General features: G+C 65.1%; 23 protein-coding genes and 1 pseudogene. 11 read left to right on the plus strand and 13 right to left on the minus strand.

Annotation, left to right across the window (positions count from 1 at the left end; all coding sequences use genetic code 11):
- The first annotated feature begins 44 nt into the window (after nucleotides 1–44).
- The 6 genes from IEV67_RS11100 (at nucleotide 45) to IEV67_RS11125 (ending at nucleotide 5,640) form a co-directional block, all read left to right on the plus strand.
- Entirely contained in the window at nucleotides 45–815 is a 771-nt protein-coding gene (locus tag IEV67_RS11100) for a sulfite exporter TauE/SafE family protein (RefSeq protein ID WP_188436627.1), read from the plus strand.
- Nucleotides 805–2,133: an amidohydrolase family protein gene (locus IEV67_RS11105; RefSeq protein WP_188436628.1), complete on the plus strand. Its 1,329-nt coding sequence runs from the start codon at nucleotides 805–807 to the stop codon at nucleotides 2,131–2,133. Before IEV67_RS11100 ends, IEV67_RS11105 begins: the two co-directional genes overlap by 11 nt.
- 67 nt (nucleotides 2,134–2,200) lie before the next feature.
- Nucleotides 2,201–2,899 (plus strand): fumarylacetoacetate hydrolase family protein, encoded by a 699-nt coding sequence (locus tag IEV67_RS11110; RefSeq protein ID WP_229703039.1) that lies wholly within the window; start codon nucleotides 2,201–2,203, stop codon nucleotides 2,897–2,899.
- Complete coding sequence (locus tag IEV67_RS11115; protein ID WP_188436630.1) at nucleotides 2,896–3,798, plus strand: polysaccharide deacetylase family protein; 903 nt, start codon at nucleotides 2,896–2,898, stop codon at nucleotides 3,796–3,798. The genes IEV67_RS11110 and IEV67_RS11115 overlap by 4 nt, the downstream gene beginning before the upstream one ends.
- The gene (locus IEV67_RS11120; protein WP_188436631.1) at nucleotides 3,788–5,212 is read left to right on the plus strand and encodes a purine-cytosine permease family protein; all 1,425 of its coding nucleotides are present in this window, start codon (nucleotides 3,788–3,790) and stop codon (nucleotides 5,210–5,212) included. Before IEV67_RS11115 ends, IEV67_RS11120 begins: the two co-directional genes overlap by 11 nt.
- Nucleotides 5,209–5,640 carry a RidA family protein gene (locus IEV67_RS11125; RefSeq protein ID WP_188436632.1) on the plus strand — a complete coding sequence of 144 codons (432 nt, stop codon included), beginning with the start codon at nucleotides 5,209–5,211 and terminating at the stop codon, nucleotides 5,638–5,640. Before IEV67_RS11120 ends, IEV67_RS11125 begins: the two co-directional genes overlap by 4 nt.
- 729 nt (nucleotides 5,641–6,369) lie before the next feature.
- Here the strand turns inward: IEV67_RS11125 and IEV67_RS11130 are convergent.
- From IEV67_RS11130 to IEV67_RS11170, 9 genes and pseudogenes are all read right to left on the minus strand, one after another.
- Nucleotides 6,370–7,580, minus strand: a pseudogene (locus tag IEV67_RS11130) (IS256 family transposase).
- A 306-nt stretch (nucleotides 7,581–7,886) separates the two neighbouring features.
- Nucleotides 7,887–9,296, minus strand: a complete 1,410-nt coding sequence (locus IEV67_RS11135) for a site-specific integrase (protein ID WP_188436633.1) — start codon at nucleotides 9,294–9,296, stop codon at nucleotides 7,887–7,889.
- Between the two features lie 53 nt (nucleotides 9,297–9,349).
- Nucleotides 9,350–9,685, minus strand: coding sequence for a helix-turn-helix domain-containing protein (locus tag IEV67_RS11140; RefSeq protein WP_188436634.1), 336 nt, complete (start codon nucleotides 9,683–9,685; stop codon nucleotides 9,350–9,352).
- Nucleotides 9,686–9,690: 5 nt separating this feature from the next.
- Entirely contained in the window at nucleotides 9,691–10,797 is a 1,107-nt protein-coding gene (locus IEV67_RS11145) for a tyrosine-type recombinase/integrase (protein ID WP_229703041.1), read from the minus strand.
- Between the two features lie 342 nt (nucleotides 10,798–11,139).
- Nucleotides 11,140–11,433 (minus strand): transcriptional regulator, encoded by a 294-nt coding sequence (locus IEV67_RS11150; RefSeq protein ID WP_188436636.1) that lies wholly within the window; start codon nucleotides 11,431–11,433, stop codon nucleotides 11,140–11,142.
- Nucleotides 11,430–11,876 carry a hypothetical protein gene (locus IEV67_RS11155; RefSeq protein WP_188436637.1) on the minus strand — a complete coding sequence of 149 codons (447 nt, stop codon included), beginning with the start codon at nucleotides 11,874–11,876 and terminating at the stop codon, nucleotides 11,430–11,432. The genes IEV67_RS11150 and IEV67_RS11155 overlap by 4 nt, the downstream gene beginning before the upstream one ends.
- Before the next feature lie 72 nt (nucleotides 11,877–11,948).
- A complete protein-coding gene (locus IEV67_RS11160; RefSeq protein WP_188436638.1) occupies nucleotides 11,949–14,306 on the minus strand; it encodes an ATP-binding cassette domain-containing protein in 2,358 nt (785 codons plus the stop codon).
- A gap of 40 nt (nucleotides 14,307–14,346) precedes the next feature.
- Nucleotides 14,347–14,757, minus strand: a complete 411-nt coding sequence (locus IEV67_RS11165) for a VOC family protein (RefSeq protein ID WP_188436639.1) — start codon at nucleotides 14,755–14,757, stop codon at nucleotides 14,347–14,349.
- Nucleotides 14,754–15,161 carry a helix-turn-helix transcriptional regulator gene (locus IEV67_RS11170; RefSeq protein ID WP_188436885.1) on the minus strand — a complete coding sequence of 136 codons (408 nt, stop codon included), beginning with the start codon at nucleotides 15,159–15,161 and terminating at the stop codon, nucleotides 14,754–14,756. Before IEV67_RS11170 ends, IEV67_RS11165 begins: the two co-directional genes overlap by 4 nt.
- Nucleotides 15,162–15,303: 142 nt before the next feature.
- On the opposite strand from IEV67_RS11170, the gene IEV67_RS11175 reads away from it, so the two are divergent.
- Nucleotides 15,304–15,930: an HdeD family acid-resistance protein gene (locus IEV67_RS11175; protein WP_188436640.1), complete on the plus strand. Its 627-nt coding sequence runs from the start codon at nucleotides 15,304–15,306 to the stop codon at nucleotides 15,928–15,930.
- An 83-nt stretch (nucleotides 15,931–16,013) separates the two neighbouring features.
- Here the strand turns inward: IEV67_RS11175 and IEV67_RS11180 are convergent, their stop codons facing one another.
- Nucleotides 16,014–16,778: an SDR family oxidoreductase gene (locus tag IEV67_RS11180; RefSeq protein ID WP_188436641.1), complete on the minus strand. Its 765-nt coding sequence runs from the start codon at nucleotides 16,776–16,778 to the stop codon at nucleotides 16,014–16,016.
- A gap of 120 nt (nucleotides 16,779–16,898) precedes the next feature.
- Here IEV67_RS11180 and IEV67_RS11185 point away from each other — a divergent pair, with 120 nt between their 5' ends.
- The 4 genes from IEV67_RS11185 (at nucleotide 16,899) to IEV67_RS11200 (ending at nucleotide 19,632) form a co-directional block, all read left to right on the plus strand.
- Nucleotides 16,899–17,372: an NfeD family protein gene (locus IEV67_RS11185; protein ID WP_188436642.1), complete on the plus strand. Its 474-nt coding sequence runs from the start codon at nucleotides 16,899–16,901 to the stop codon at nucleotides 17,370–17,372.
- A gap of 8 nt (nucleotides 17,373–17,380) precedes the next feature.
- Nucleotides 17,381–18,313 carry an SPFH domain-containing protein gene (locus IEV67_RS11190; protein ID WP_188436643.1) on the plus strand — a complete coding sequence of 311 codons (933 nt, stop codon included), beginning with the start codon at nucleotides 17,381–17,383 and terminating at the stop codon, nucleotides 18,311–18,313.
- Nucleotides 18,310–19,089: a glycerophosphodiester phosphodiesterase family protein gene (locus tag IEV67_RS11195; protein ID WP_188436644.1), complete on the plus strand. Its 780-nt coding sequence runs from the start codon at nucleotides 18,310–18,312 to the stop codon at nucleotides 19,087–19,089. Before IEV67_RS11190 ends, IEV67_RS11195 begins: the two co-directional genes overlap by 4 nt.
- 159 nt (nucleotides 19,090–19,248) lie before the next feature.
- Nucleotides 19,249–19,632: an RNA polymerase-binding protein RbpA gene (locus IEV67_RS11200; RefSeq protein ID WP_188436645.1), complete on the plus strand. Its 384-nt coding sequence runs from the start codon at nucleotides 19,249–19,251 to the stop codon at nucleotides 19,630–19,632.
- Here IEV67_RS11200 and lnt read toward each other — a convergent pair.
- Genes lnt through tatC form a run of 3 tightly spaced genes read right to left on the minus strand, consistent with a single transcriptional unit; the run spans nucleotide 19,629 to nucleotide 24,441 of the window.
- Nucleotides 19,629–21,197 carry an apolipoprotein N-acyltransferase gene (gene lnt, locus IEV67_RS11205; RefSeq protein ID WP_188436646.1) on the minus strand — a complete coding sequence of 523 codons (1,569 nt, stop codon included), beginning with the start codon at nucleotides 21,195–21,197 and terminating at the stop codon, nucleotides 19,629–19,631. The two genes, IEV67_RS11200 and lnt, sit on opposite strands and share 4 nt — an antisense overlap.
- An 11-nt stretch (nucleotides 21,198–21,208) precedes the next feature.
- Nucleotides 21,209–23,683, minus strand: coding sequence for a DEAD/DEAH box helicase (locus IEV67_RS11210; RefSeq protein WP_188436647.1), 2,475 nt, complete (start codon nucleotides 23,681–23,683; stop codon nucleotides 21,209–21,211).
- On the minus strand, nucleotides 23,680–24,441 hold the full coding sequence (tatC, locus tag IEV67_RS11215) for a twin-arginine translocase subunit TatC (protein ID WP_188436886.1): 762 nt from the start codon (nucleotides 24,439–24,441) through the stop codon (nucleotides 23,680–23,682). The genes IEV67_RS11210 and tatC overlap by 4 nt, the downstream gene beginning before the upstream one ends.
- Between the last annotated feature and the right edge of the window lie 9 nt (nucleotides 24,442–24,450).

Genomic DNA, 24,450 nt, shown 5'->3' on the forward strand with positions numbered 1-24,450 from the left:
CATACAGTGCATGCACGTCGTATAGTCATCCGGAGGAGGCCAAGATGGAGCCGATCTCGATGATCATGATCGCCGCAGCCGGTTTCGCCGGCGGCGCGATCAACGCGCTGGCAGGCGGTGGCTCTTTGGTGACCTTTCCCGCACTGCTTGCGATCGGCCTGCCGCCGATCGCGGCGAACATCACGAATACGGCCGCGGCTCTGCCGGGATATGTGGGTGGTGTGTGGGGCTACCGGAGGGAGCTTGCGGGGCACGGGCGGCGCATCGTTGTACTCGGGGCGGTCACGGCCGTCGGCGCGATGGCGGGCTCCGCTCTCCTCTTGCTCGGCAACGAGGACGTCTTCACGGCGGTGATTCCGTGGCTGATCCTTCTCTCCGTTGTGCTGCTGGCCGTTCAGCCCTACCTCGCTTCTGTCGTGAGTCGACGTGTGGACAAGTCCGCGCCGCACGGACCGAAGCTCCGCGGTGCGAGCTGGGGGCAGTTCGGCGTGGCCGTGTACGGCGGGTACTTCAACGCCGGCCTCGGAATCATGATGCTCGGCGTCCTCGGGGTCTTCCTCAGTGATTCACTGCAGAAGCTGAATGCGCTGAAAAGCGTGCTTTCCGTCGTGGCCAGCGCCGTCTCGCTCGGATTCTTCGCGGTCTTCGCGACCGTCTCCTGGCCGGAGGCGGCCATCATGGCAATCGCCGGTCTGATCGGCGGCTGGTCGGGTGCAGCCGTCGGTCGCCGTCTTCCCGTCGCACTACTCCGCTGGTCGATCGTGACCTTCGGTTTCATCATCTTCATCGTCCTGTTGGTGGATCATGCTTCCTGAACGCTCTGAGCTCCTCATTCGCAACGCCTACCTGGTGCCATTCGACGCCGACGTTCCGGAGGGCGAGGCTGACGTCCTCGTCCGCGGCGGAAAGATCGCGGACATCGGCCATGATCTGATCCCACGGGGCGTCGAGGTCCTCGATGCGAAAGGAAGCCTGCTGCTTCCCGGATTCGTCGACACCCATTGGCACCTGTGGAACTCGCTGCTGAGGGGCACGGTGGGAGACGCACCAGGGCACGACTACTTCTCCGTCAAGCGCGGTCTGGCGCCGCATTTCGAGAAGGACGACTTCTACTGGTCGGCACGTTTCGCGCTGGCGGAGGCCGTGCAGAACGGCATCACGACGGTCCACAACTGGGACCACAATGTGCGCGACGCCGACGACGTCGACGCGAACCTGAATGCGCAACTGGACTCAGGACTGCGCGGACGGTTCTCGTATGGACCCCGCGACTCGTTTGCGAACGATCAGGTGATGGACCTTCCAGGGCTGGATGCCGCCCGGGAACGGTGGTCGGCAGAACGGCTGGACGGCCGCATCCATTTCGGTGTGGCGCTGCGAGGGCCGTACCGCACCTCGACAGAACTCGCAGGCATCGAGTGGCGTGCGGCGCGCGAGCGCGGATTGCCGATCACGATGCACTGCGACCGCTGCCTGCGGGAAGCGGACTGCCGTTCCTGCGGTCTCACCCGCCTCGAGGACGAGGGCCTTCTCGGCTCGGACGTGCAGATCGTCCACGCCGTGCATGCGTCCCCCGAGGACGTCGCGGCCATGGCGCGATCCGGAGCCACCGTCTCGGTGAGCCCGCTGTCGGAGATGCGGACGATGGGGTTCCCCCGCGTCACGGAGTTCATCGAGGCGGGTGTCCTGACGTCGCTGTCGATCGACACGCTGGCGATGCCGGCAAGCGCCGACATGCTGGGCACGATCAGGGCCCTGGTCTCTTCCGAGCACGCTCGCACCGGGCGCGCGACTCTGACGCCGCGGATCGCCTTGGAGATGGCGACGATCCGCGCTGCCCGCGACCTCCGAATCGATGATGTCACCGGATCCGTGACGCCGGGAAAGCGCGCCGACCTGATCTTGATCGACGCCTCGCATCCTTCGATGCTCCCCGCCGGAGATCCGGTGGAGAGTCTCGTCTACAACGGGTCTTCCGACGCGATCCACACGGTGATCTGCGACGGGCGGATTCTGCAGCGATCCGGCCGCCTCGTGCAGGCATCCGCCCGAGAGGCGGTCACCACCGCGAACGAACGGCGGGATGCTCTCGTCGCCCGCGCACGTGCCGCCGGGACCTGGGACGGGGTGTGACATGTCGCAGCCGCACGTACATGAACATTCGCGCAGTGCGATAACCGGAAGAGAAATGGAGTCACCCGTGGAACCGAAATGGACGCTTGATCCGACATTGGTCCCGATCATCGACACGCCCCTCGGGTTTCCCGTGCGGCGCGTCTACTGCGTCGGACGGAACTACGTCGACCACATCCTCGAGATGAAAGAGGGAGACGAGCGCGATGATCCCTTCTTCTTCCAGAAGCCGGCTGACGCGGTCGCTCTCAACGGAGCCGAGATCGCGTACCCGGCAGCGACCGACGATTTCCAGTTCGAAGGCGAACTCGTCGTGGCGATCGGCGCTCGCCTTCGCAACGGCACACCGGACGACGCTATGGCGAGCGTGTTCGGGTTCGCAGCCGGGATCGACCTCACGCGTCGTGACCTGCAGCGCGATTCAGTCACGAGAGCGCGTCCCTGGGAACCGGGCAAGTCCTTCGACCAGTCGGCACCGTGCGGCCCGATCGTGCCGCGCGATCAGGTTCTCGACATCCAAGGCGCAACACTGACGCTCGACGTCAACGGACAGCAGCGGCAACGCACGGACTTGAATCTCATGATCTGGTCGGTGCCGGAAGTCGTGGCCCGGCTCAGTCAGCTGTACACGCTGGAGCCCGGCGATCTGATCTTCACCGGAACGCCTGCCGGCGTTTCCGCCATCACCCCGGGCGACACCGTGACCGTGCAGATCTCGGAGCTTCCGTCGCTGTCGATTGTCATCACGAAAGGCGAAGAGTCATGAGACCGAGCGAGCGACTGGCGTACAGCCCCGTATCGGAACGCGCCCCCCTCACGCTGCCGGACGGCAAGAAGGTCGCCGTGTGGGTCATCGTCAACATCGAGGAGTGGAACGATCAGGACGCGATGCCACGCACGGTGCTCACACCCCCGGCGGGCGGCGTGCCGACACCGGACGTACCGAACTGGGCCTGGCACGAGTACGGCAACCGGGTGGGCTTCTGGCGCCTTCTCGACGTTCTGGACAAGCACGAGATCCCCGTCGTCCTCGCCGTGAACGGCAGCGCCGTGCAGACGTACGCGGCGATAACGACCGCAGCGAAGGAACGGAACTGGGAGTTCATCGGGCACGGATACGGCCAGAAGAACATGCAGAAGGTGCCGGACGAGCGCGAAGACATCCGGCGCACTACGGAGGCCATCCGCGCTGCCACCGGGGCCGCACCTCGAGGCTGGCTCGGCCCGGGCCTGACCGAGACATGGGAAACACCGGACATCCTCGTCGAAGAGGGCTACGAATACGTCTGCGATTGGGTCCTCGACGATCAGCCGGTGCAGCTGCAGACCCGAACGACACCCATCACCAACATCCCGTACACGCAGGAATGCAACGACGTCGCGATGATGCTCATCCAGCACCATCCCGCTCGTGAGTACCTGCAGCGCGCGACCGATCAGTTCAATCAGCTCGCCGATGACGCACACGACTCCGCACGCGTCATGGCCCTCGTCGTGCATCCGTACATCATGGCGGTCCCGCACCGACTCACGTACCTGGATCAGGCACTCGCCCACATTCGTGCGGACGACCGGTCGGTCTTCATGACCGGCGAGGAGATCCTCGATTGGCACCGTTCAAGCAACGCCCCGACACAGGTCAAAGGAGACCAAAATGACAAATGACATCGGCATGCCCGAATCACAGCGGGAGAAGCCTCCGCTCATCGAATGGGCCGGCCTCGCACCCGTCCCGCTCGCAGAACGCCACGGGAAGACCTGGCACGTGGGGGGACTGTGGTTCGCGGCGCAGCTCGTGCCCTCCGCAGTCTTCCTGGGCGTGCTCGGCCCCCAGCTCGGGCTGAGCTACTGGGCGGCACTCGCCGCGATCGTTCTGGGCAACGCGCTCGGCGCGCTCGGTCCATCGCTGATGTCTACGTACGGCCCGCTCACAGGAATGGCGACCCTCGCTCAGGCGCGCGCACTGTTCGGCCGTGCGACCGGCGTGATCGGCATCCTGGCCGCCTTCACCAGTGTTGCCTTCATCGCCCTCGGAGCCGTGTTCGGTGCGCAGGCCCTGGAGGCCGCCTTTGGAATCAACCAGTTCGTCGGCATTCTGCTTGTCTTCCTGCTCGAGGCGGTCATCAGCGTGGCTGGCTACCGCGTCCTTCACCAGTTCGAGAAGATCATGGCGTTCGTCGTCGCGGGCGGATTCGTCGTCGTCACCATCGCGGTGCTCGCAAGTCTGAGCACAACCCCTCAGGTCGCAGTGCCCGCTCCGACCGACACCGCGGGATCCTTCATCCTCCTGGCAGCGATCACCTTCGGATTTGCATTCGGCTGGTCGCACAACGCGCCCGACTACTCTCGCTACCTCCCCCAGAACTCATCACGAGTGACTCTGTTCATCGCGACATACCTCGGCATCGGCCTCGCATGCGTGTGGATGCAACTGCTCGGACTCACCGCAGCCACCCTCCTGGCCGGCGCCAATCCGATGCTCGCGATCTTCACACTCACAGGAGGAGGAGTGCTGGGCGCAATCATCATGATCACGATGTACCTGGGGGTGGTCGCCAACGCCGCCGTCGCGCAATACTCGGCGGGCCTGCAGATTCTCGGGGCCGGCGTGCGCCTGCCGCGCCCGGTGGTCACCGCATTCGTTGCCGTTCTCGCCTTCCTGCTGACGCTCTACCTCAACAGCGGCGACCTCAGTGAAACGTTCTCCAGTGTCCTGTTGCTCTCCACCTATTGGGTCGCACCATTCGTCGGCATATGGATGCTGGGTTGGCTGCCTGCTTCACGGTACGAAACAAGTCTTCGGGTCGCCGCGGTCCCCATGCAGCGGCTGAGGGTCGGGTGGGCCGCCGTCATCGCTTTGGCCGCGGGGTACGTCCTCTGCCTTCCGTTCTCAAGCACGGCAATCGGAGACGCAGTTGCCGCCACGGGGAGTCCGTTCGCTTGGCTCCTCGGTGGGATCTCACGCTCGGTGCTCGGCGGCGGAGACCTCGCCTACCCCGTCGGCATCGTCGTCGGGGTTGCCGTGTACTGGATGTGCATGAACATGCGCCAGTCTGAGATCAATTTGGAGAAGAAATGACAATCGAATTCATCGATGCGGGGCTGGACGCCTATTGGTCCGCGACGCTGGCTTCTGCAACCGGCCTCGCGAGGCCCCCGTTCACGCCGGCCGTCAAAGTGAGCGGAGCGATGCTCTTCACCTCGGGGCAGACCTATCCGGTCGTCGGCGAGTCAGATCCAAGGCCGCCGGCCGAAGTGTCACTTGCCGACCAAACCCGTGCATGCCTGCTCAATCTTGAGCGCATCGTCATCGCTGCGGGAGGCCAGCGCACGGACATCGTCTCGCTCACCATCCACAACACGATGATGTCCGACCAGGATGTAGTAAACAACGTGTACACCGAGTTCTTCGGCGAGCACCGCCCCGCTCGGACACATGTCGAAGTCCGCCGCTTAGCCGACCCCGATCTACTTATCGAGATCACGGCGGTAGCGGCGCCCGCGTGACGGACACTTCCGGACGCCCCAGTCTCCCGAGGCGGACCAAAGCTCGGAGGTGGTTGTCCAGCGTTTCCCACAGCTGAGACACCGTCCCACCATGGTCGACGACATGCTGGGACGGTGCCGTGTCCAGTGTTGTAGCGCGGCGGTGCGAAGCTTGAGATGTACAGCAGTGTCGATGCCGCTTGTCCGAGCAAACGATGAAGGCATGGGCGCCAGCTTCCGGGGGGCGCGCGTCTCAAAGCGGCGCGCGTGATGCCAAGCAGGGATATGCCCGGCTCGAGCGCGGAGACCGCGCTCAGTGCGGCGAACAGTCGAAATGCGGTGGCATTGAACGCGGTTACCGGGCCAATGACCATGCACATCGTCCGGCGACGCGGTTCGTGGAATCGCTTGCGGCGTGGTCCCGAGACTATCGCAGCTCAAACCGTGCACACCGAATCCGTCTGCCGAAACTAGGTTCCGGAGACCTTTTGTGGCAGCCCTCGCAGCATCCGGAAGTGGACCGCGCCACAAACGATCGTTTCCGGCTGGGCCGTCGCGTGCACTCCGCGCATGAGTTCGGCGTTGGTTCACGATGCAGCCCATCCCGGACGTAGGCCACTCCTTCGCTTCACGATGAAACGCACCGTGTCCGGGCGGGTATCGAGCCAGACGCTGATGAGATCGGTGAGATCGGTGACGTCCCGCTGTGTGGTGGAGTTTCTCGACACCGTGCGGGATCAGCTTCTGTGATTATGCCGCGTTGAGTTCCGGGATCGCCACCTCCTCGTCGTTCGCGGTGAGGAGCTTCATGGAGTGTTCGCTGAAGTAGCGGCGGTCGGCGCCGTCCCATTCGTCGTGTTGCTCGATCAGGACGTGACCTGCGAGGCGCAGGAGCGCGGCGGGGTTCGGGAACGTGCCGACGACGTCGGTGCGGCGTTTGATCTCCTTGTTGACCCGTTCCAGCGGGTTCGTGGACCAGATCTGCCGCCAGTGCTGCTGCGGGAATCCGCAGAACGCGAGGATGTCGTCCTTCGCGTCCTCGAGCATCTCCGCGATCTTCGGGTGCGAGCGGGTCAGCATGCGGACGACCTCGTGGAACTGGCCGAACACGTGCTCGGTGTCGGGTTGCGCGAAGATCGTGCGGATGATCGACGCGACCATCGGCCCCGATGCTTTCGGGACATGCGAGAGCACGTTGCGCATGAAATGCACCCGGCAGCGCCGGCGAACACGGTCTCGATCGCGGAGATCAGCCCGGTGTGCGCGTCACTGATGACGAGGCGCACCCCGCCCAGCCCGCGCGCCTTCAACGAGCGCAGGAAGCTCGTCCAGAACGGCTGCGACTCGGTCTCCCCGACTTCGAAGCCGAGGACTTCGCGGCGCCCGTCGGCGGCGACGCCGATAGCGACGACGACAGCTTGGGAGACCACGCGCCGGCCGACGCGGGCTTTGCAGTAGGTCGCGTCGAGGAACACATACGGATACGTCGTGTCCGCGAGGGACCGATCCCGGAACGCGGCGACGTCTTCGTCCAGGTTCGCGCAGATCCGGGAGACTTCGGACTTGGAGATGCCGGTGTCCGCGCCCAGCGCTTTCACGAGATCATCGACCTTGCGGGTCGAGACGCCGTGGACGTAGGCCTCCATCACGACCGCGAACAGGGCCTGATCGACTCGGCGGCGCCGCTCCAACAGTGACGGGAAGAAGGATCCCTGCCGCAGCTTCGGGATCCGCAACTCCAACTCCCCAGCCGTGGTCGTGAGAGTGCGCGGACGGGTCCCGTTGCGTTGCGTGGTCCGCTCCGGGGTCCGCTCGAACGGGGCGGCGCCAATGAACGCGGCCGCTTCCGCATCGATCAGCTCCTGATAGAGCGTTTCCGTCGCGACCCGGATCCGGTCGGTGACATCGGTGAGTTTCAGTTCCCCGAGGAGCTCGAGGAGGGCAGACTGGTCAAGAGCCATCGTGCGATGTGTCCTTACGTTGAGATTCCTAGACAGTTCTCACTGACCATCGCACGATGGCTCACCCACGTCTACGACGAAGGCGACCCTGCCAGAATCTCCACCACTCCACGGGACGTCACCATGAGATCGCGAGCTTGACTCGGCACTTCTTGCAGCGGCAGCGCCTGCGAGACGGTGTTGAGTTCTGGAACTTTGATGTGCCACCACCGCCCGTCGGGATGGACGGTGACAACGTAGGGACGGGCCCGATTCGCGTTTGGCATAAGAGGGATACTTTACGCCGAGTCGCGGCTAGAAGCGAGGCTACTTCCGAGACGTCGCCCGACGGCCGACATAGTCGGTGTGGATCGCACCGGCGGCCGCGCGGTGTCGGTCTGTGACGTTGTAGCTATAGCCGAGGCTGTCGGCGACGATCGGTGCTGGCATCTCGAGAACGAGTGTCCGTAGGGCGGCGTTACGCGCACCGCGCAGGTCGATTCCGCGATCTCGGAGCTTGTTCATCATCGTCGACTGGTGCATAGGTTCACCCGGCCTGGCCCCAGGGAACAACCACTGACTGTTGCGATGCGCCGAGGTATTCGTGTTCGGCAGATCTCTCAGATGGGCTCGTACGATCTCGTCGAATGGCGTGGGCACGACGAGTTCATCGGCGGTGATAGCAACCGTCAGACGGTCACCAGCATCAGCAACTTGCGAGAGACGCATGCGCGCGATTCGAGTGAGCGGCTGCGCGTAGAGGAGAAAGAGCATGCCTGCGACTTGCTCGGCCGTTTCGGACTCGACGTGCGTGTTGAGGAGCGTTCGAAGATGCTGCACGCGCTGCTGCTGCGTGATGATCGGCTGCGTCTTCGCTACGCGGTACGGGAACTCGACCGATGCGATGTGACCGTTCTTGACGCCCCAGCGCACGAATGTACGGGCGAGACTTCGCGTGGTGGGACCTCCAGTCAGCCAATCGTCTACATCTGCTTGCACGCATTCCGACGGCGTGTGTCCGCGTTCACGCAGATGACGGAGGAATCCGATCGCGGTGGACGTGCTCTGTTTGGCCGATAGGAACGTCCCTTTGCGCATTTTTCCTGCGGCGTCGAGGGCGTGCATTCGTTGTAGATGCACCCAGCGGGCGAACTGTCGAATCAGTCGCGCCTCGCTTGCGGGCTCAGCCGCGGTCATTTGATCGACCCAGGCTTGGAATCGTTCGATGTCGAAGTTCACACGTTCGAGGAGTCCGTGTTCGATGCAGAGCTGGCGGAGGAACAAGACTTTTTCGGGGGAGGGGTGCGTCGTGAACGTGTCATGCGTGAGCGGCGCAGCTCCGGTCGCGAGGTCACGCAGGAGCTGCTTCGCAGCGGGATTGACGGTGAGCCATATCGTGGCGCTTCGAGCGAGAGTCTGCGTTGAGAGAGCGTCGAAGAGTGGTCGGACGATGGGGGAGATGTCGCCATCGTCCCCGGCGAGGAGCCCGCTGAGATCGTCGGTGAGGCAGCAGTGCGCGCAGAGCCCTCGTCGTACCGGTTCGTCCTCGCGGCCGCAGCGAGTGCAGCGGAAGTCTTTTGGGATGTCGGCGCAGTCCACGCATGCTGGTTCGCCGTCGATGAGTCCGGGCAAGAGGCGCGTGGTGCCGCAGGAGATGCACGCACCGTGGATGCGCGTGGCTCGCTGGTAGCAGCGGCGACAGATGCGTCCTTCCGGCCACGTCGTGGCGAACTTCACGCCGGACTGCTGGCAGCGGGCGCAGACAGCGTGGGGTTTGTCTGGTGGAATGTTCATTCGGGGCGGTGGATGCGGGCGCGTCGCGGGCGCATCGCGTCCTTCCGGTCGCTGGACCCGCCGTTCGTGCCGTTCGCGGCGAGCCTTGCAGGTGTTGCGACGACGGCGACGGGGCAGAGTTCTTCGAACGTGCAGTCGAGCACGTCAAGCAGTGCCCCTAAGAGCGCGATGTTCATTCGCTCAGGTTTTGCACCGACGAGCCTGTAGATCTGCGACGCCGAAAGCTCGATGCCACGGTCCTTCAACTGAGGGATGAGGTCGGAGATATTGTGCATGCCGCCAGCGGTCATCAGTTCGCGCAGCCGCCAGGTGTACTCGATACGTCTTTGCACGTTGTTCAGTTCTCCTTCGGGCTGTCGGTGGTCGTGGCGTGAGCCATGCGGGCGATTGCGTCGTTGACGACGCGGGCGCGGTAGTCGGGGGAGAGGCCGGTGTAGATAGAGGTTGTCGATGCGTGTTCGTGGCCGACCTGCTGCTGGATGAAGAAGGCGTCGTATCCGATCTCCACCAGGTGCGTGACGTAGGAACGGCGCAGGGAATGGAAGTCGAGCGTGTCGTCGAGGCCAGCTTCGCGCTTGACCTCGTTGAATGCGCGTGACACCGAGTCCGCCGCGATCGGCGACGCCCCGTGGCCGCGTTCACTCGGCCACAGCATGGTCGCCAGCGGCGCGACGAAGAGGGGACGCACCTCTGTCAGCCATTCTTCGATACATTCGACGGCCCAGGCGAACTCTGGGAGTGTGAGCACCGCGCGGCGTTTCGGGGGAGACCCACGCATCGCCTTGCCGTGTCGGACATAAACGATGCCCAGGTCGTTGAACTGACGCGCCTGTGGGTTGGAGGCGAGATCGACGAGATCGAGCATTCGCACTTCGTTGCGGCGCAACCCCCACGCGTAGGCGGTCTTCATGAGTGTGGCAATACGGAACGCCGGGATCCAGCCTTTTGACCCAGCGCGTCGGATACGCACGACTCGTTCATCCGCGCAGTCAAACAGGTCTTCCAGCTCATTGCGGGTGTAGGGGCGTTTGCCCGGTTCGCCGATTGCGTCCTGCACATGACGGGCAGTGTTCCACTCATGGAAGACCTGAGCGGGGTGAGTGCCGAAGCGTTCCCAGCACAGCTCTCCCCATCCATACGTGGGGTCCGTGAGATATCCAAGAAACATGCGCAACGCATTCTGGTAGCCGAGCACCGTCGATCGCGACCCGCCTCTGAGTGCACGCAGCTCCATGAAGAAATGATCGACCTGCTCTACAGTCCACGCCCACGGATACTCCTCAGCGAAGTCACGAAACCGCTCAGCGAGGCGACGTCGACTAACGATCGTCGATAGCGACAGGTTCCTCGCGAGCTGTTGAGCCGACCATCCGTCTAGCATTGCCGCCCACACTGTCTCCGGCTCGTTCAGGATCGCGACCCCCGGGGGCAGCAACGCACGCACGGTCGAAGCGTCCGGAGAGCGGGGGGATTGAGTTCGCATTATGTGCGAAAGTATCGCATGATCTGCGAACTGGCGTCAAAAGCCGGGACAAAATACCAGGCCAGATGCAATTTGCGATCACCTTCTCACTGCCATCCGGGCGAATGAAGCGAGGATGGAGCGGCATCCATGCGAGGTCGTGGGCAAGCTAACCCAGGAGAGTCGTGGCAACCGGCGTATTCGCATCTACCGAGAACATGTCGTCTTCGAGCTGACATAATGTGCATTATCGGCTAACTCGGGAGTTTGGCGAAAGCGGCGCACGACGAGACCCAAACCCTTCCAGGAACCCCTGCGCAACGCTCATGAGTGAACGACGCCAGCAGCCAGTCGCTGCAGCTCGACCATGTGCGCACGGAAGGCTCGTCGCCCTTGCGCCGTCAGGGCCAGCCAAGTTCGTTGGCGGGCGCTGACTGTCCGTTTGGCGATCGTCAGATATCCCGCGTCCTCGAGAGCCTTCGCATGCTTGGAAAGCACCGAGTCCGAAACTCCGAGTCTGGCCTTGGCGAACGCGAATTCGACATCGTCGACCTGCGCGAGGATGCCGCAGAGCTGAAGTCGCGCCGGCGGGTGGATCACAGGATCGAGACCGCTCATCCGGCGTCCGCCGCCGTGAGCCCCCGGCGCCACACGAACATCCATACGAATCCTGCCGCAGCGACCACGACAGCAGTGATCGCGCCCATGATCGCGCTCACCCACACCGAGTCGGCGGCGAACGACACGAATGAGAGACCGACGTAGGCGACCACCATCAGTGCCACGACCCAACGCGTGCGCGCCGGCCCGTAACCGGACACCCACCAGCCGTGAGATCTGCGCCACCATCCGATGAACAGCGGCAAGGTGGCGAGGAAGACCAACGGCAGGATCCAACTCCACGGCGATGCCAGTCCCTGCGACGTCACGACGGCACCGACACCGACACCAAGCGCAACGTGATAGCAGCCCTCTCCTGCCATCGCTGTCGCATAGCCTGCCGTTGCGGCGTCAAGGCTGGCGAGATCTTGAGCCGCATCGTGGCTGTCGTCGTTTTCCATATTGGAAACCTAGCATCATCTTTCAATATGGAAAGTCGCATCACGTGATCGATCGCACGGACCTGTCCCGATTCAACCTCCGACATACTGAGCGAGGTGCTCACCCGTCAGCGTCGACTTCGCGGCGACGAGATCCGCGGGCACGCCCTCGAACACCACGCGTCCACCGTCGTGACCGGCACCGGGGCCGATGTCGATGATCCAGTCGGCGTGGGCCATGACCGCCTGATGGTGCTCGATCACGATGACCGTCTTGCCGGCATCCACGAGGCGATCCAGCAGACCGAGGATCTTGTCGACGTCGGCGAGGTGCAGACCCGTGGTGGGTTCGTCGAGCACGTAGACATCGCCCTTGTCCCCCATCTGGATCGCCAGTTTCACACGTTGACGCTCGCCACCGGACAGTGTCGACAACGGTTGGCCCAGCGACAGATATCCGAGACCGACGTCCTCGAGGCGTCCGAGGATCGTCACCACCGCTGGGATCTTCGCCTCGCCATCCGCGAAGAACTGACGCGCCTCTGTGACCGGCAGATCCAGCACCTCAGTGATGTCCTTACCGGCGAGTTTGTAGTCGAGCACCGCCGCCTGGAAGCGCTTGCCTCCACAGTCTTCGCACGGCGTCTCGATCGTGTCCATGAACCCCAGCTGGGTGACGATGACACCTGAGCCCTTGCACGACGGGCACGCGCCCTCGGAGTTCGCGCTGAACAGCGCCGGCTTCACTCCATTGGCCTTCGCGAACGCCTTGCGGATCGGTTCGAGCATTCCGGTGTAGGTCGCAGGATTGCTGCGCCGAGAACCCTTGATCGCTCCCTGATCGATCACGACCACACCGTCGCGCCCCGACACGGATCCATGGATCAGTGAGCTCTTGCCCGAACCCGCGACGCCGGTGATCACTGTCAGCACTCCGGTCGGGATGTCGACGTCGACATCCTGCAGATTGTTCTCGTCGGCGCCGCGCACTTCGATCGCACCGTTCTTCGCGCGCACGGTCGACTTCAACGAAGCCCGATCGTCCAGGTGGGTGCCGGTGAGCGTACCGCTCGCGCGCAGTCCTTCGAGGGTGCCCTCGAAGCAGATCTCTCCCCCGGCCGAGCCTGCACCCGGCCCGAGATCCACGACACGGTCGGCGATCGCGATCGTCTCCGGCTTGTGCTCGACGACGAGCACCGTGTTGCCCTTGTCCCGCAGCTGCAGCAGCAGGGTGTTCATCCGCTGGATGTCATGCGGGTGCAGGCCGATCGTCGGCTCGTCGAACACGTACGTGACATCGGTGAGCGATGAACCGAGGTGGCGGAGCATCTTGATCCGCTGCGCCTCTCCCCCGGACAGCGTGCCTGAGGGACGATCAAGGCTCAGATACCCGAGACCAAGAGTGACGAACGCCTCGAGGTTCGCGCTGAGCGCCTTCAGCAGTGGACCCGCCTCCGGCATGTCGAGGCCCCGCACCCACGCGGCGAGGTCAGTGACCTGCATGCGGCATGCATCCGCGATGCTGACTCCCTCGATCTTCGAAGACCGCGCACCCTCGGTGAGACGCGTGCCATCGCAATCCGGGCACGTGGCGAAGGTCGCGACGCGCTCGACGAACGCACGGATGTGCGGCTGAAGAGCATCGAGGTCCTTCGAGAGCATCGACTTGGTGATCTTCGGGATGAGCCCCTCATAGGTCATGTTGATGCCCGAGATCTTCACCTTCGTCACCTCGCCATAGAGGAAGAGGTGCCGCTGCTTCTCGGTGAAGTCCGCGATCGCCTTGTCAGCAGGATAGAAACCCGACTGCGAGAACCCCTTCACCATCCAGCCGTCCGCCGTGTATCCGGGGACCATGATCGCTCCCTCGTCGAGCGACTTCGACTCGTCGACGATCTGTGCGAGGTCGAGGTCGGAGACCGCTCCCCTGCCCTCACACCTCGGACACATGCCACCCAGATAGATGGCGTCCTTCACGATCTTCTTCTCGCCGCCCGGACCGGTCATCACACCGCTGGCCTTCTGCGTGGGGATGTTGAACGAGAAAGCCGTCGGACCGCCGATGTAGGGCTGTCCCAGCTTGCTGAACAGGATGCGCAGCATCGCGTTCGCATCGGTGACGGTGCCGACTGTCGACCGTGGGTTCGCCCCGAGCCGCTCCTGATCCACGATGATCGAGGTGGTGAGCCCCTCGAGCACATCGACGTCCGGCCGTGGAACCGACGGCATGAACCCCTGCACGAACGCGCTGTATGTCTCGTCGATCATGCGCCTCGACTCGGCGGCGATCGTGTCGAAGACCAGTGAGCTCTTGCCGGAACCGGACACCCCGGTGAACACGGTGAGTCGTCGCTTCGGGATGTCGACGCTGATCTCTTTGAGATTGTTCTCGCGTGCGCCCTGCACGCGGATCAGGTCGTGGGAGTCGGCGGTGTGCGAAACGTCGGCCATCGTCTTCTTTCTGCGGGTGGTCAGTACTGTCGGTATGCGGTCAGGCGGCCTGGTTGATACGGAGCAGATTGCCGGCGGGGTCGCGTACGGCGCAGTCCCGCTCGCCGTACGGCTGATCCATCGGCTCCTGCACGATATCGGCGCCGCGCGAGACCAACTGGTCGAACAACGCGTCGAGGTCGTCGCTCGCGAGAGTGAGTGCCCCGTAACTGCCCTTTGCGATCAGCTCGAGGATCGTGCGCCGTTCGTCGTCGCTGATGCCAGGATCGGTCGCCGGTGGATGCAGCACGATGGATGTCTGCGGCTGTCCCACGGGACCGACCGTGAGCCATCGCATGCCGTCGTATCCGACATCTTTGCGCAGTTCGAAGCCGAGAGCGTCGCGGTAGAACCCGAGTGCCGCCTCGGCATCGGTGTGCGGGAGGAACGCATAGTGGATGGTGATGTTCATGATGCCCAGGTTAGGTTGGCGTCGGTACGCGGCGCTTCTTGATTCCTGATCGGTCTCGTCACGTGCTTGATCTGGAAGTTCGGGATGCCGGAGACGTCAGCCGCACGCTCGCGATACACACTCGGCGGCACGCCCACGAGCTCGGTGAAACGTGTGCTGAAGGTGCCGAGCGAGGATGATCCGACCTCGAAGCACACCTCCGTGACGCTGAGATCGCCCCGTCGCAAGAGCGTCATCGCCCGTTCCACCCTCCGAGTCATCAGATAGGAATAAGGGGACTCGCCGTACGCTGCCTTGAACTGCCTGCTGAGATGGCCGGCAGACATGTGCACACCGCGCGCGAGGGCCTCGACGTCGAGGGGCTTCGCATATTCGCGATCGATGCGATCGCGGACATGACGCATGACGACCAACTCGCGGAGGTGTTCGTGATCGACGGTCTGTGTCAGCACATTTCGATACTCCCACGGACCGGCGACATTTCGAACGCCGTGCGCGCTACGCTGGGCGGATCCTCACAGGACCTTCTCAGAAAGGCTGTCCCCCATGGTTGATTCGCCGACCGAAGCGAAATCGCTGTTCAAAGCGATCCGCGTCACCCTCGCGATCTCCGGCGCGATCGCATTGATCGCCGGAATCGTTCTCCTCGTCTGGCCGCTGAAGACCGCCGTGCTCGTGACCGGGATCATCGCCGCGTACCTGATCCTCGCCGGACTCGTCTACATCGGGCTCGGCATCTTCTCAGGCACGAAGGGCGGATGGGCGAGAATCGGCCACGTCGTGCTCGGCCTGCTCTACGTCGCGGCGGGCGCCATCGCCTTCACGAATCTCAGCGCCGTCACGGTCTCGCTGGCCGTGATCACGGTGATCTTCATCGGTATCAGCTGGATCGTCGACGGCATCGTCTCACTCACTCTGCTGCACAAGGACGGCTCGCGCGTGTGGACGATCATCTACGCGATCCTCAGCATCGTGGCGGGCGTGATCGTGATCTTCTCGCCGCTGCTCGCCGCCGTCGCACTGTGGTGGATCCTCGGCATCACGCTCGTCGTTCTCGGCATCATCCAGATCGTCCGGGCCATCACGCTCGGACGCGACGAGGCGGCGGCCACGACGGTCTTCCCGCAGAACTCGACGTCGGCAGACACGCAGAAGCCGACTCCGGCCGAGTAGATACTCCGCCCGAGTCGATGCTGCAATGTCGAACGGCCCCATCCTGCTGAAAAGCGGGATGGGGCCGTTCGACATTGCGGATGCTATTTGGCGCCGAAGCCGCTCGTGTCGCCGACCAGACGGGTGTTGTCGTCTGGCACCGGCTCGACAGCAGCGAGTGCGACCTCGGCGGCGAACTCCGACACGTTGTAGAGCTTGCCCGCCGAGCCACGGCGCTCGGCGATCGCACCCGGGTTGGCGCGCTCGAGCAGCGTCGCGGTGATGGTGCCCTCGATCATGTCGCCGGAGACGACCGTGAAGCCGACGCCCTTCGCCTCGAGCGTCGGGATCAGTTCCCGCAGGGCATCTTCCCCGGCCCGCTTCGAGCGTGCGACGGGCTCGTACTCGGGCATGGTCGGCGTGGTGCGGATGAAATGCGCCTGGTGGCTGGTCACGAACACGACCCGTGAACCCTCTCCGAACAGCGGCAGAGCGGCGCGCAGCACGCTCAACTGCGCGTCGCGGTTGAGCGTGAGCGCGTAATCCTCGGCCATTCCGGACTCCATGCCACCGGACGCGTTGAGCACGAGCACGTCGAGTCGGCCGTACTCCGTGCGAACCTGATCGAACATCTCGGCGACGGATGCCGGGTCCGTGAGGTCTGCGCCGACGACGAGAGCGCGGCCACCGAGCTCGCGCAACTGTGCTGCGAGCTTCTCGGCGCGCGGCGCCTTGTTGCGGAAGTTGATCACGACATCCGCGCCGGCCTCGGCGAAGTAGCGGACGGTGTCCGCCCCGATCCCCCGCGACGAGCCGGTGACGAGTGCGACCTTTCCGGCGAGAGAACCTGCGGGCAGAACGTCGGACACGGTGACTCCTAGTGATACGGGGAATGCCGCGAACGGCGCGGCTCCTTCACCTTACCAATGCGCTTTCCGCTCCCGATTCGCCTCACTGCCCCGTGGTAGGTTGACGGCAAAGGAGGGCCTATGGACGACGCATCCGTCTTCATCGAACTGGTCACAGAATGGGCGTGGATCGGCTGGCTCGTGCTGATCGCGGTGTTCCTCGTGATCGAGATGCTGACGCTCGATTTCACCTTCCTGATGCTCGCGCTCGGCAGCGCGGTGGGCCTCCTCACCGGATTGTTCGGGCTGCCGGTATGGGCCCAGCTCATCGTTGCAGCTGTCGCGGCCGCGCTGTTCATCCTCGTCATCCGTCCGCCGCTGCTCAGACGCCTTCACCGCAGTCAGGATCCGACGAAATCCAACGTCGACGCGCTCATCGGCTTGCGCGGAACGGCACTGGCCGACATCACGCGCGTCTCAGGACAGGTCAAGGTCAGCAATGGCGACACTTGGACTGCTCGCGCCGAGACCGCCGTCCCCATTCCTCAGGGAGCACCGGTCGCGATCACCGCGATCAACGGCGCGACCGCCATCGTCCGTCCCGTCAACGACTAGGAGAAACTGTGAACGACTCCTCGTTCATCCCCACCGCGATCGGCTGGATCCTCGCGATCGCGGTGATCATCTTCGTGGTGGTCACCGTCGCGCGCTCTATCCGGATCATCCCGCAGGCCACCGCCGGCGTGGTCGAGCGCCTCGGTCGCTACCACAAGACCCTCATGCCGGGCCTCAACATCCTGGTCCCGTTCATCGATCGGCTGCGGCCGCTCATCGACATGCGCGAGCAGGTCGTGTCCTTCCCGCCGCAGCCGGTGATCACCGAGGACAACCTCGTGGTCTCGATCGACACGGTGGTGTACTTCCAGGTCACCGACGCCCGCGCCGCGACCTATGAGATCGCGAACTACCTCGGCGCCGTCGAACAGCTCACCACCACGACTCTGCGCAACGTGGTCGGCGGGCTCAACCTCGAAGAGGCGCTCACCAGCCGTGACAACATCAACGGGCAGCTGCGCGTGGTGCTCGACGAGGCCACCGGCAAGTGGGGAATCCGCGTCGGACGCGTCGAGCTGAAGGCCATCGACCCGCCCCTGTCGATCCAGGACTCGATGGAGAAGCAGATGCGCGCCGAGCGCGACCGCCGCGCCGCGATCCTCACGGCGGAAGGCACCAAGCAATCCGCGATCCTCGAGGCCGAGGGTGCTCGTCAGGCCGAGATCCTTCGCGCCGAGGGCGACAAGCAGGCCGCAGTCCTGCGCGCACAGGGTGAGGCCGAGGCGATCCAGAACGTCTTCGCATCCATCCACCAGGGCGCGCCGGATGACAAGCTCCTCGCGTACCAGTACCTGCAGATGCTGCCGAAGATCGCAGACAGCGAGTCCAGCAAGCTCTGGATCATCCCGAGCGAGCTCACCGAGGCGCTCAAGGGCATCGGCAGCGCGTTCACTCCGCGCCCCGGCACCGGTCAGCCGCCTGCGGGCACTCCCGGCGCGTGACGCACCCGTACTTCCTCAAGGCACGGCACCCCCGAGTCCTCGCCCATCGTGGTCTACCGACCACGACCGGCGCGGACTCGCCGTCGCACGCCGTCTGGGAGAACACCGCCGCGGCGTTCGCCGCCGCACACGCCGCGGGTGCGGAGTACATCGAGACCGACTGCCGCGTCACGGCCGACGGTGACGTCGTGCTGTTCCACGACGAGACGTTGACAAGGCTGCTGTCGGACGATCGGCCCGTCGAGCAGGTGCGCACCGCCGAACTCGCGGAGCTGCTCGCGCCGCACGGCGGACTGCTCACGGTCGGCGAGATGCTCGAGATGTTCCCCGAGACACGCTTCAACATCGATGTGAAGACGGATGCCGCCACAACTCCCCTGGGCGCGATCATCGCGCCGCACGCCCATCGGGTGCTTCTGACGAGCTTTTCGGACGTCCGCCGCCGGCGTGCGGTCGATGCTGTCCTGGCCGCGGGAGCAGAGATGCTCCCTGCGACGTCGGCGGGCAGAGCGAGCATGATGCGGGTGAAGCTGCTGAGTGCGCTGCGCCTCCCCTGTGCGCACGCATTGCGCGGCATCGACGCGCTTCAGGTCCCCGAGCGATACGGCCCGGTTCGGGTGCTGACACCGTCGCTCGTGCGCGCGGCGCACCGCCACGGAGTCGAAGTGCACGTGTGGACCGTGAACGACACCGAGGTCATGCGCCGGCTTATCGGTCAGGGCGTGGACGCGGTCGTCACGGACCGTGCCGACCTGGCGTTGCGCGCGCTTTCCTGATGAGTGTGCACGACCGCTCCTGACCAGGGCTCACGACCTCTCCGGGCGCATGTGCACGGGGGGCTGGGATTCGGCTGTGAATCGCACCGGGAAGACGCCTGCGTTGAGCAGGCGCACAGGCTGGAGCGCTATACCTGACAGCGACGAGAGGACCACAAAATGGCAGATCGCAGCCTGCGCGGCATCCGACTCGGCGCCCAGAGCCTACAGAGCGAAGAGGGCGTCGTTTTCATGGAACGCCGCGAAACCACGTACAAGTGCGACACGTGTGACCACGTGACCACGCTGATGTTCTCGGCCGACGCCGAGCCGCCCCAGACCTGGGAATGCCGCGCCTGCGGCGCCGAGGCCGTGCTTCGGATCGATGGCCAGACCATCACCCCTGACGCCACCGACGAGAAGGTCGCCCGCACCCACTGGGACATGCTGCTCGAGCGCCGGTCGCGCGCCGAACTGGAAGAGCTCCTCGAGGAGCGCCTCGCATTCATCCGCGCCCGCCGTGGCGCAGGTGAAGACCCGACCCGCGAGAAGATCGGCGCCTAGGGCCGACGACGGGCGCGCCACCACCCGAAGAGGAGCGCGCCCAGTCCGCCCCACAGCAGCAGCTGCTGCACCCAGGGGCCCAGGACGACACCAGCCGTGAGGCCGGTGCGCAACTCGACATCCTCGAGCAGCGCACCGGCCTCATCTGCGTCCAGAGACGCCGTCGTCGTCCCGTCGGGACCGATCATCTGGCTGCGCCCGACCGTCGAGATGTTGACGACGCTGCGCCCCGTCTCTATCGCGCGCATGCGCGCGAAGGCGAGTTGCTGCAGGTTCTCGTCCGTGCCGCGGAAGTCTGCGTTGTTCGTCTGGAACACCAGTACCTGGGCCGCACCGTGGATGCCTTCGCTGATGACCTCGTCGTAGATCACGTCGAAGCAGATCGCGAGCCCCACCGGTGTGCCGTCGACTTCGACGAGTGGCGGGTTCGTGCCGTGCGTGTACTCGCGCCCGATCAGGCCGATCAGGTCGGGCACGATCGCGTTGTAGAAGTCCCGGTCGGGCACATACTCGCCGAACGGCACGGGGAAGCGCTTGTCATGTGTCTGCTCGGCGGTCCCGTCCTGGGTCCACAGCATCGATGTGTTGAAGTACTCGTCGCCTCTACCGGTCGCCGCGTTCGCCAACAGCGGCGCGTCGACGCGGTTGGCGATCAGCGTCATCCGACGCGCCAGCCCGGCATCCTGGAACGGGTCGTAGTCCAATCCGCCCTCCGGCCACACCAGCAGATCCATCTCCTCGCCGAAGAGCGGTTCGGTGGCCGCGGTCTGCGCCTGGATCACCGAGTACGGTTCCCGCTCATCGAAGTACCCGGTGGGCCCGTTGCCCTGCACCGCTCCGATGCGCATGGTGCCCGCTGCGGTCGTCGGGAACGCCGGGGTGACGACCAGCACGAGCACGAGAGCCGCCGGCACGACGAGCGCGACCGGGCGACGCCAGAGACGCAGGCGCACGGATTCCACCAGCATCGCCACCGCGAACACGATCAGGAAGCTCAGACCGCTGACGCCGACCCACGATGACAGCGTTGCCAGGGGGCTCTGCGACTGCGTCATCCCGAGACGCGCCCATGGGAAGCCCGTATACGGCCAGGAGCCCAGCAGGAGCTCCCGGCCCACCCACAGCGCTCCGATCACCGCAGGAAGCCCTACGAGGCGCCCTGCGAGCCCTGGGAAGGCGCGTGGAAGCCACCGGTAGGCCAGCGCGATCGGGATCACTGCGACGGCGGTGATGGCCGCCTCCAGCAGCGCGAGCGCCGCCCACGGGACGACCCCCAGATATCGCGACGTCCACGACACCAGGAGGAAGAAGAACACGGCGCCGTAGATCAGTCCGACCAGCAGTGCTCCCCCGGCCCGGCGGCCGATGAGTGTGAGCAGCAGCAGGGCGACCGCGACGAAGGCCAGCGGCCAGACGCTCGCCCCCGGATACGCGAGGTTCATGAGGAACCCCGACGCCGCCGCCACAAGTGCCGCGAGCCACAGCGGCAGCAGCGGGCGCGGCAGGACGGGGCGGGGCCGCAGGGGGCGGGGCCGACCCGTGCGGCCGGCGGCGAGCGATGGCATCCGTTGCATTCTCACATCGACGAATAGGAGACGATGCCGCGCCTGACGCCATCCAGCGCCTGACGCGCCGTGCGGGCGACGTCTGCGTCTTCCGCGACGATCGACAGCTGATCGAGCAGGTCGATGGTCTGCTTCGCCCATCGCACGAAATCGCCGGCCGCCATGTCGGCGTCGACCAGCACGCGATCGAGCAGAGCGCCGCGCGCCCAGGCGTGCATCGCTCCTGCGAGACCCGCAGCGAGCGGTTCGGAACCCGGGAGATGGTGATCCTGCTCGAGATCGTCGAGCTCCGACCAGAGCGACGTGGTCTTCTCGTACGCCGCGCGGAACGCACCGCGCGGCAGCCCGCGCTCCCCCGAGTTCGCCTCGTCCCGCCGTGGCTCGTACACGAGGCAGCACGCCATGGCCGCAAGCGACGGCGCATCCAGACCCTTCCAGAGGCCCTGGCGCAGCGACTCGGCCACCAGCAGGTCGCGCTCGCCGTAGATGCGGCGCATCGTGCGGCCAGCCTCAGTGAGGACGGTGTCATCGCCAGTGCCCGTGACATAGTCCAGGGTCGCGAGCACCTCGACGACGCGGTCGAAGACACGTGCGACCGTACCGGTGCGGGTCTCGATCTGCGCGCGGGTGCGATCGGTCTGGCGCTTGAGCTTCCAATAGCGCTCCGCCCAGCGGGCATGCGCCTCGCGGTCGGGGCACCCGTGGCAGCCGTGCCGCTGCATCTTCGTGCGCAGGGAATGGATGCGCTTCATGCGCTTGTCGCGCGCCGTGCGGGGCGCGTGCGAGTCCTGACGGTTCTTCTTCTCCAGGTCGCTGAGCTCGCGACGGATTCCGGCGTATTCGAGGAAGTCGCCGTGCTCGCAGTGCATCGCGGTGACATAGCCTGCGAGGGACTCCTCCGCCTCGCGCACCTGGCGGGCGAGGCCCACGACGGCTCGGTCGGCCTGGAACTGGGCGAACGACGACTCGAGGATCTGGCGGGCACGGGGACGCCCGAACATGTCGATCAGGTTGACCGCCATGTTGTACGTGGGCCGGAAGCTGGAGTTCAGCGGGTAGGTGCGCCGAGACGCGAGGGCGGCGACGGCTTGGGGATCCATCCCCTCGGTCCACTGCACTACGGCGTGGCCTTCGACGTCGATCCCGCGGCGGCCGGCACGACCGGTGAGCTGCGTGTACTCCCCCGATGTGATCGCGACCCGCGCCTCGCCGTTGAACTTCTCCATCTTCTCGAGCACGACGGTCCTGGCCGGCATGTTGATGCCCAGCGCGAGGGTCTCGGTGGCGAAGACGACCTTGACGAGCTTGCGGCGGTAGAGCTCTTCCACGACCTCTTTGAAGGCGGGCAGCAGGCCTGCGTGATGCGAGGCGATGCCCCGCTCGAGGTTCTCGACCCATTCGAAGTAGCCGAGCACGCCGAGGTCCGCGTCCTGCAGGGATCGCGTGCGCTCCTCGACGAGCTCGCGTATCTCGGCGCGCTCTTCGACGGTCGTCAGGCGAAGCCCGGACCGGCGAACCTGCTGGACCGCCGCATCGCACCCGACGCGACTGAAGATGAAGAAGATCGCCGGAAGAAGATTGGTGCGCTCGAGCAGCCGGATGACCTCCGGCCGATCCATCCGCTCGATCCGCTGCGCGTTCGCCGCGCGCACGGGACGGCGTCCGCCCCGCTGCGGGCGGGGACTCTGACGTCCCGCGTGCTTGCCGCTGATGTAAGACTGCGCCCGCTTGTTGCTGTCGTAGCGCGACCCCGTGAACGAGCGGATGCGCATGAGTTCCTGGTTCACGGTCGCCGTGGCGACCCCGGCGCGGTCGTCGAACAGCGGCAGCAGGTCGTCTCGCACCAGCACATGCTGCTCGAGCGGCACCGGTCGGATCTCCGAGACGATCACCTCTGTGTCGCCCCGCACCGTGTCGAGCCAGTCTCCGAACTCCTCGGCGTTCGACACGGTCGCGCTGAGCGACACCAGCCGCACCTGCGAGGGCAGATGGATGATGACCTCTTCCCAGACAGCACCGCGGAAGCGATCGGCGAGGTAGTGCACCTCGTCCATGATCACGTAGCGCAGGTCGGCCAGTGCGGCCGAGTCCGCGTAGATCATGTTCCGCAGCACCTCGGTCGTCATCACGACGATCCTGGCGTTGCCGTTGATGTTCGTGTCGCCGGTGAGCAGACCCACCTGGTCGGCGCCGTACACATCGACCAGCTCGCGGAACTTCTGATTCGACAGTGCCTTCATCGGCGTCGTGTAGAAGGCCTTGTCCTTCGGCGTCTGCATCGCGAGGTGGATCGCGAACTCGCCGACGATGGTCTTCCCCGCGCCGGTCGGTGCTGCGACGAGCACGCTGTGGCCCCGTTCGAGCGCGTGACAGCCCTCGACCTGGAAAGGATCGAGATCGAAGCTCTGCCTGCTCGCGAACGCCGCGGTCTCCGGGTGCGACGCCGCATCGCGGGCGGCCGCGTACCGCTCGGCGGGCGAGGTCATACCTCGACGTCCGGGAGCAGTCCTTCAGCCTTCGCGCGCTTGGTCTTGCGACGATCGAACAGCATGGACAGCCCTGCGGCCGCGAAGAAGAGTACGACGAGGATGCCTGCGAGCATCAGCATGCTGACGACATCAGCGGCGGGCGTCGCGAGCGCGGCGAAGACGGTCGCGATGAGGATGGCGACGCGCCACCCCTTCAGGATCGCGCGCCCCGACATGACGCCGGCCACGTTCAGCGCGACCAGGAACACCGGGAGGACGAACGAGACGCCGACCACGAGCATCAGCTTGAGGCTGAAGTCGTAGAACTGCTTCGCCTCGAAGAGGTTGTTCGCGCCTTCGGGGGTGAATGTCGCCATCAGCTCGATCACATGCGGCACCACGAGCGCGCCGACGTAGCATCCGGCGAAGAAGAGCGGGACGGCTGCGCACACGAACCCGGCGGTGTACCGGATCTCCTTGCGGTTCAGGCCGGGCATGATGAACGCCCAGATCTGCCACAACCACACGGGGGCGGCGATGAAGATTCCCAGCGAGAAGGCGATGCGCATCCGAAGGTCGAACGGCGACGTCACGGACGAGAACGTGAGTCCGACGAGGTCGTCTCCCCTGGCCTCCGCGATCTTCCGTACGGGCTCGGTGATGAAGGCGATCACGGGGTCGGAGAGGAAGAACCCCAGAATCATGGCGACGAGAAGCGCCGCCGCAGAGATCATCAGCCGTCGGCGCAGCTCCACAAGGTGGCCGCCGAGCGACATTCGGCGTTC

Origin of the sequence: Microbacterium murale, from assembly GCF_014635185.1 — a bacterium.
In the GTDB taxonomy this organism is placed as follows: domain Bacteria; phylum Actinomycetota; class Actinomycetes; order Actinomycetales; family Microbacteriaceae; genus Microbacterium; species Microbacterium murale.

Excerpts from the sequence above, each read along its gene's own strand:
- IEV67_RS11150 (WP_188436636.1), bottom strand. The coding sequence starts at position 11,433 with ATGAGCGGTCTCGATCCTGTGATCCACCCGCCGGCGCGACTTCAGCTC.
- IEV67_RS11120 (WP_188436631.1), top strand. The coding sequence starts at position 3,788 with ATGACAAATGACATCGGCATGCCCGAATCACAGCGGGAGAAGCCTCCG.
- IEV67_RS11100 (WP_188436627.1), top strand. The coding sequence starts at position 45 with ATGGAGCCGATCTCGATGATCATGATCGCCGCAGCCGGTTTCGCCGGC.
- IEV67_RS11125 (WP_188436632.1), top strand. The coding sequence starts at position 5,209 with ATGACAATCGAATTCATCGATGCGGGGCTGGACGCCTATTGGTCCGCG.
- IEV67_RS11165 (WP_188436639.1), bottom strand. The coding sequence starts at position 14,757 with ATGAACATCACCATCCACTATGCGTTCCTCCCGCACACCGATGCCGAG.
- lnt (WP_188436646.1), bottom strand. The coding sequence starts at position 21,197 with ATGCCATCGCTCGCCGCCGGCCGCACGGGTCGGCCCCGCCCCCTGCGG.
- IEV67_RS11210 (WP_188436647.1), bottom strand. The coding sequence starts at position 23,683 with ATGACCTCGCCCGCCGAGCGGTACGCGGCCGCCCGCGATGCGGCGTCG.
- IEV67_RS11155 (WP_188436637.1), bottom strand. The coding sequence starts at position 11,876 with ATGGAAAACGACGACAGCCACGATGCGGCTCAAGATCTCGCCAGCCTT.
- IEV67_RS11105 (WP_188436628.1), top strand. The coding sequence starts at position 805 with ATGCTTCCTGAACGCTCTGAGCTCCTCATTCGCAACGCCTACCTGGTG.
- IEV67_RS11175 (WP_188436640.1), top strand. The coding sequence starts at position 15,304 with ATGGTTGATTCGCCGACCGAAGCGAAATCGCTGTTCAAAGCGATCCGC.
- tatC (WP_188436886.1), bottom strand. The coding sequence starts at position 24,441 with ATGTCGCTCGGCGGCCACCTTGTGGAGCTGCGCCGACGGCTGATGATC.
- IEV67_RS11200 (WP_188436645.1), top strand. The coding sequence starts at position 19,249 with ATGGCAGATCGCAGCCTGCGCGGCATCCGACTCGGCGCCCAGAGCCTA.
- IEV67_RS11115 (WP_188436630.1), top strand. The coding sequence starts at position 2,896 with ATGAGACCGAGCGAGCGACTGGCGTACAGCCCCGTATCGGAACGCGCC.
- IEV67_RS11160 (WP_188436638.1), bottom strand. The coding sequence starts at position 14,306 with ATGGCCGACGTTTCGCACACCGCCGACTCCCACGACCTGATCCGCGTG.
- IEV67_RS11185 (WP_188436642.1), top strand. The coding sequence starts at position 16,899 with ATGGACGACGCATCCGTCTTCATCGAACTGGTCACAGAATGGGCGTGG.
- IEV67_RS11170 (WP_188436885.1), bottom strand. The coding sequence starts at position 15,161 with ATGCGTCATGTCCGCGATCGCATCGATCGCGAATATGCGAAGCCCCTC.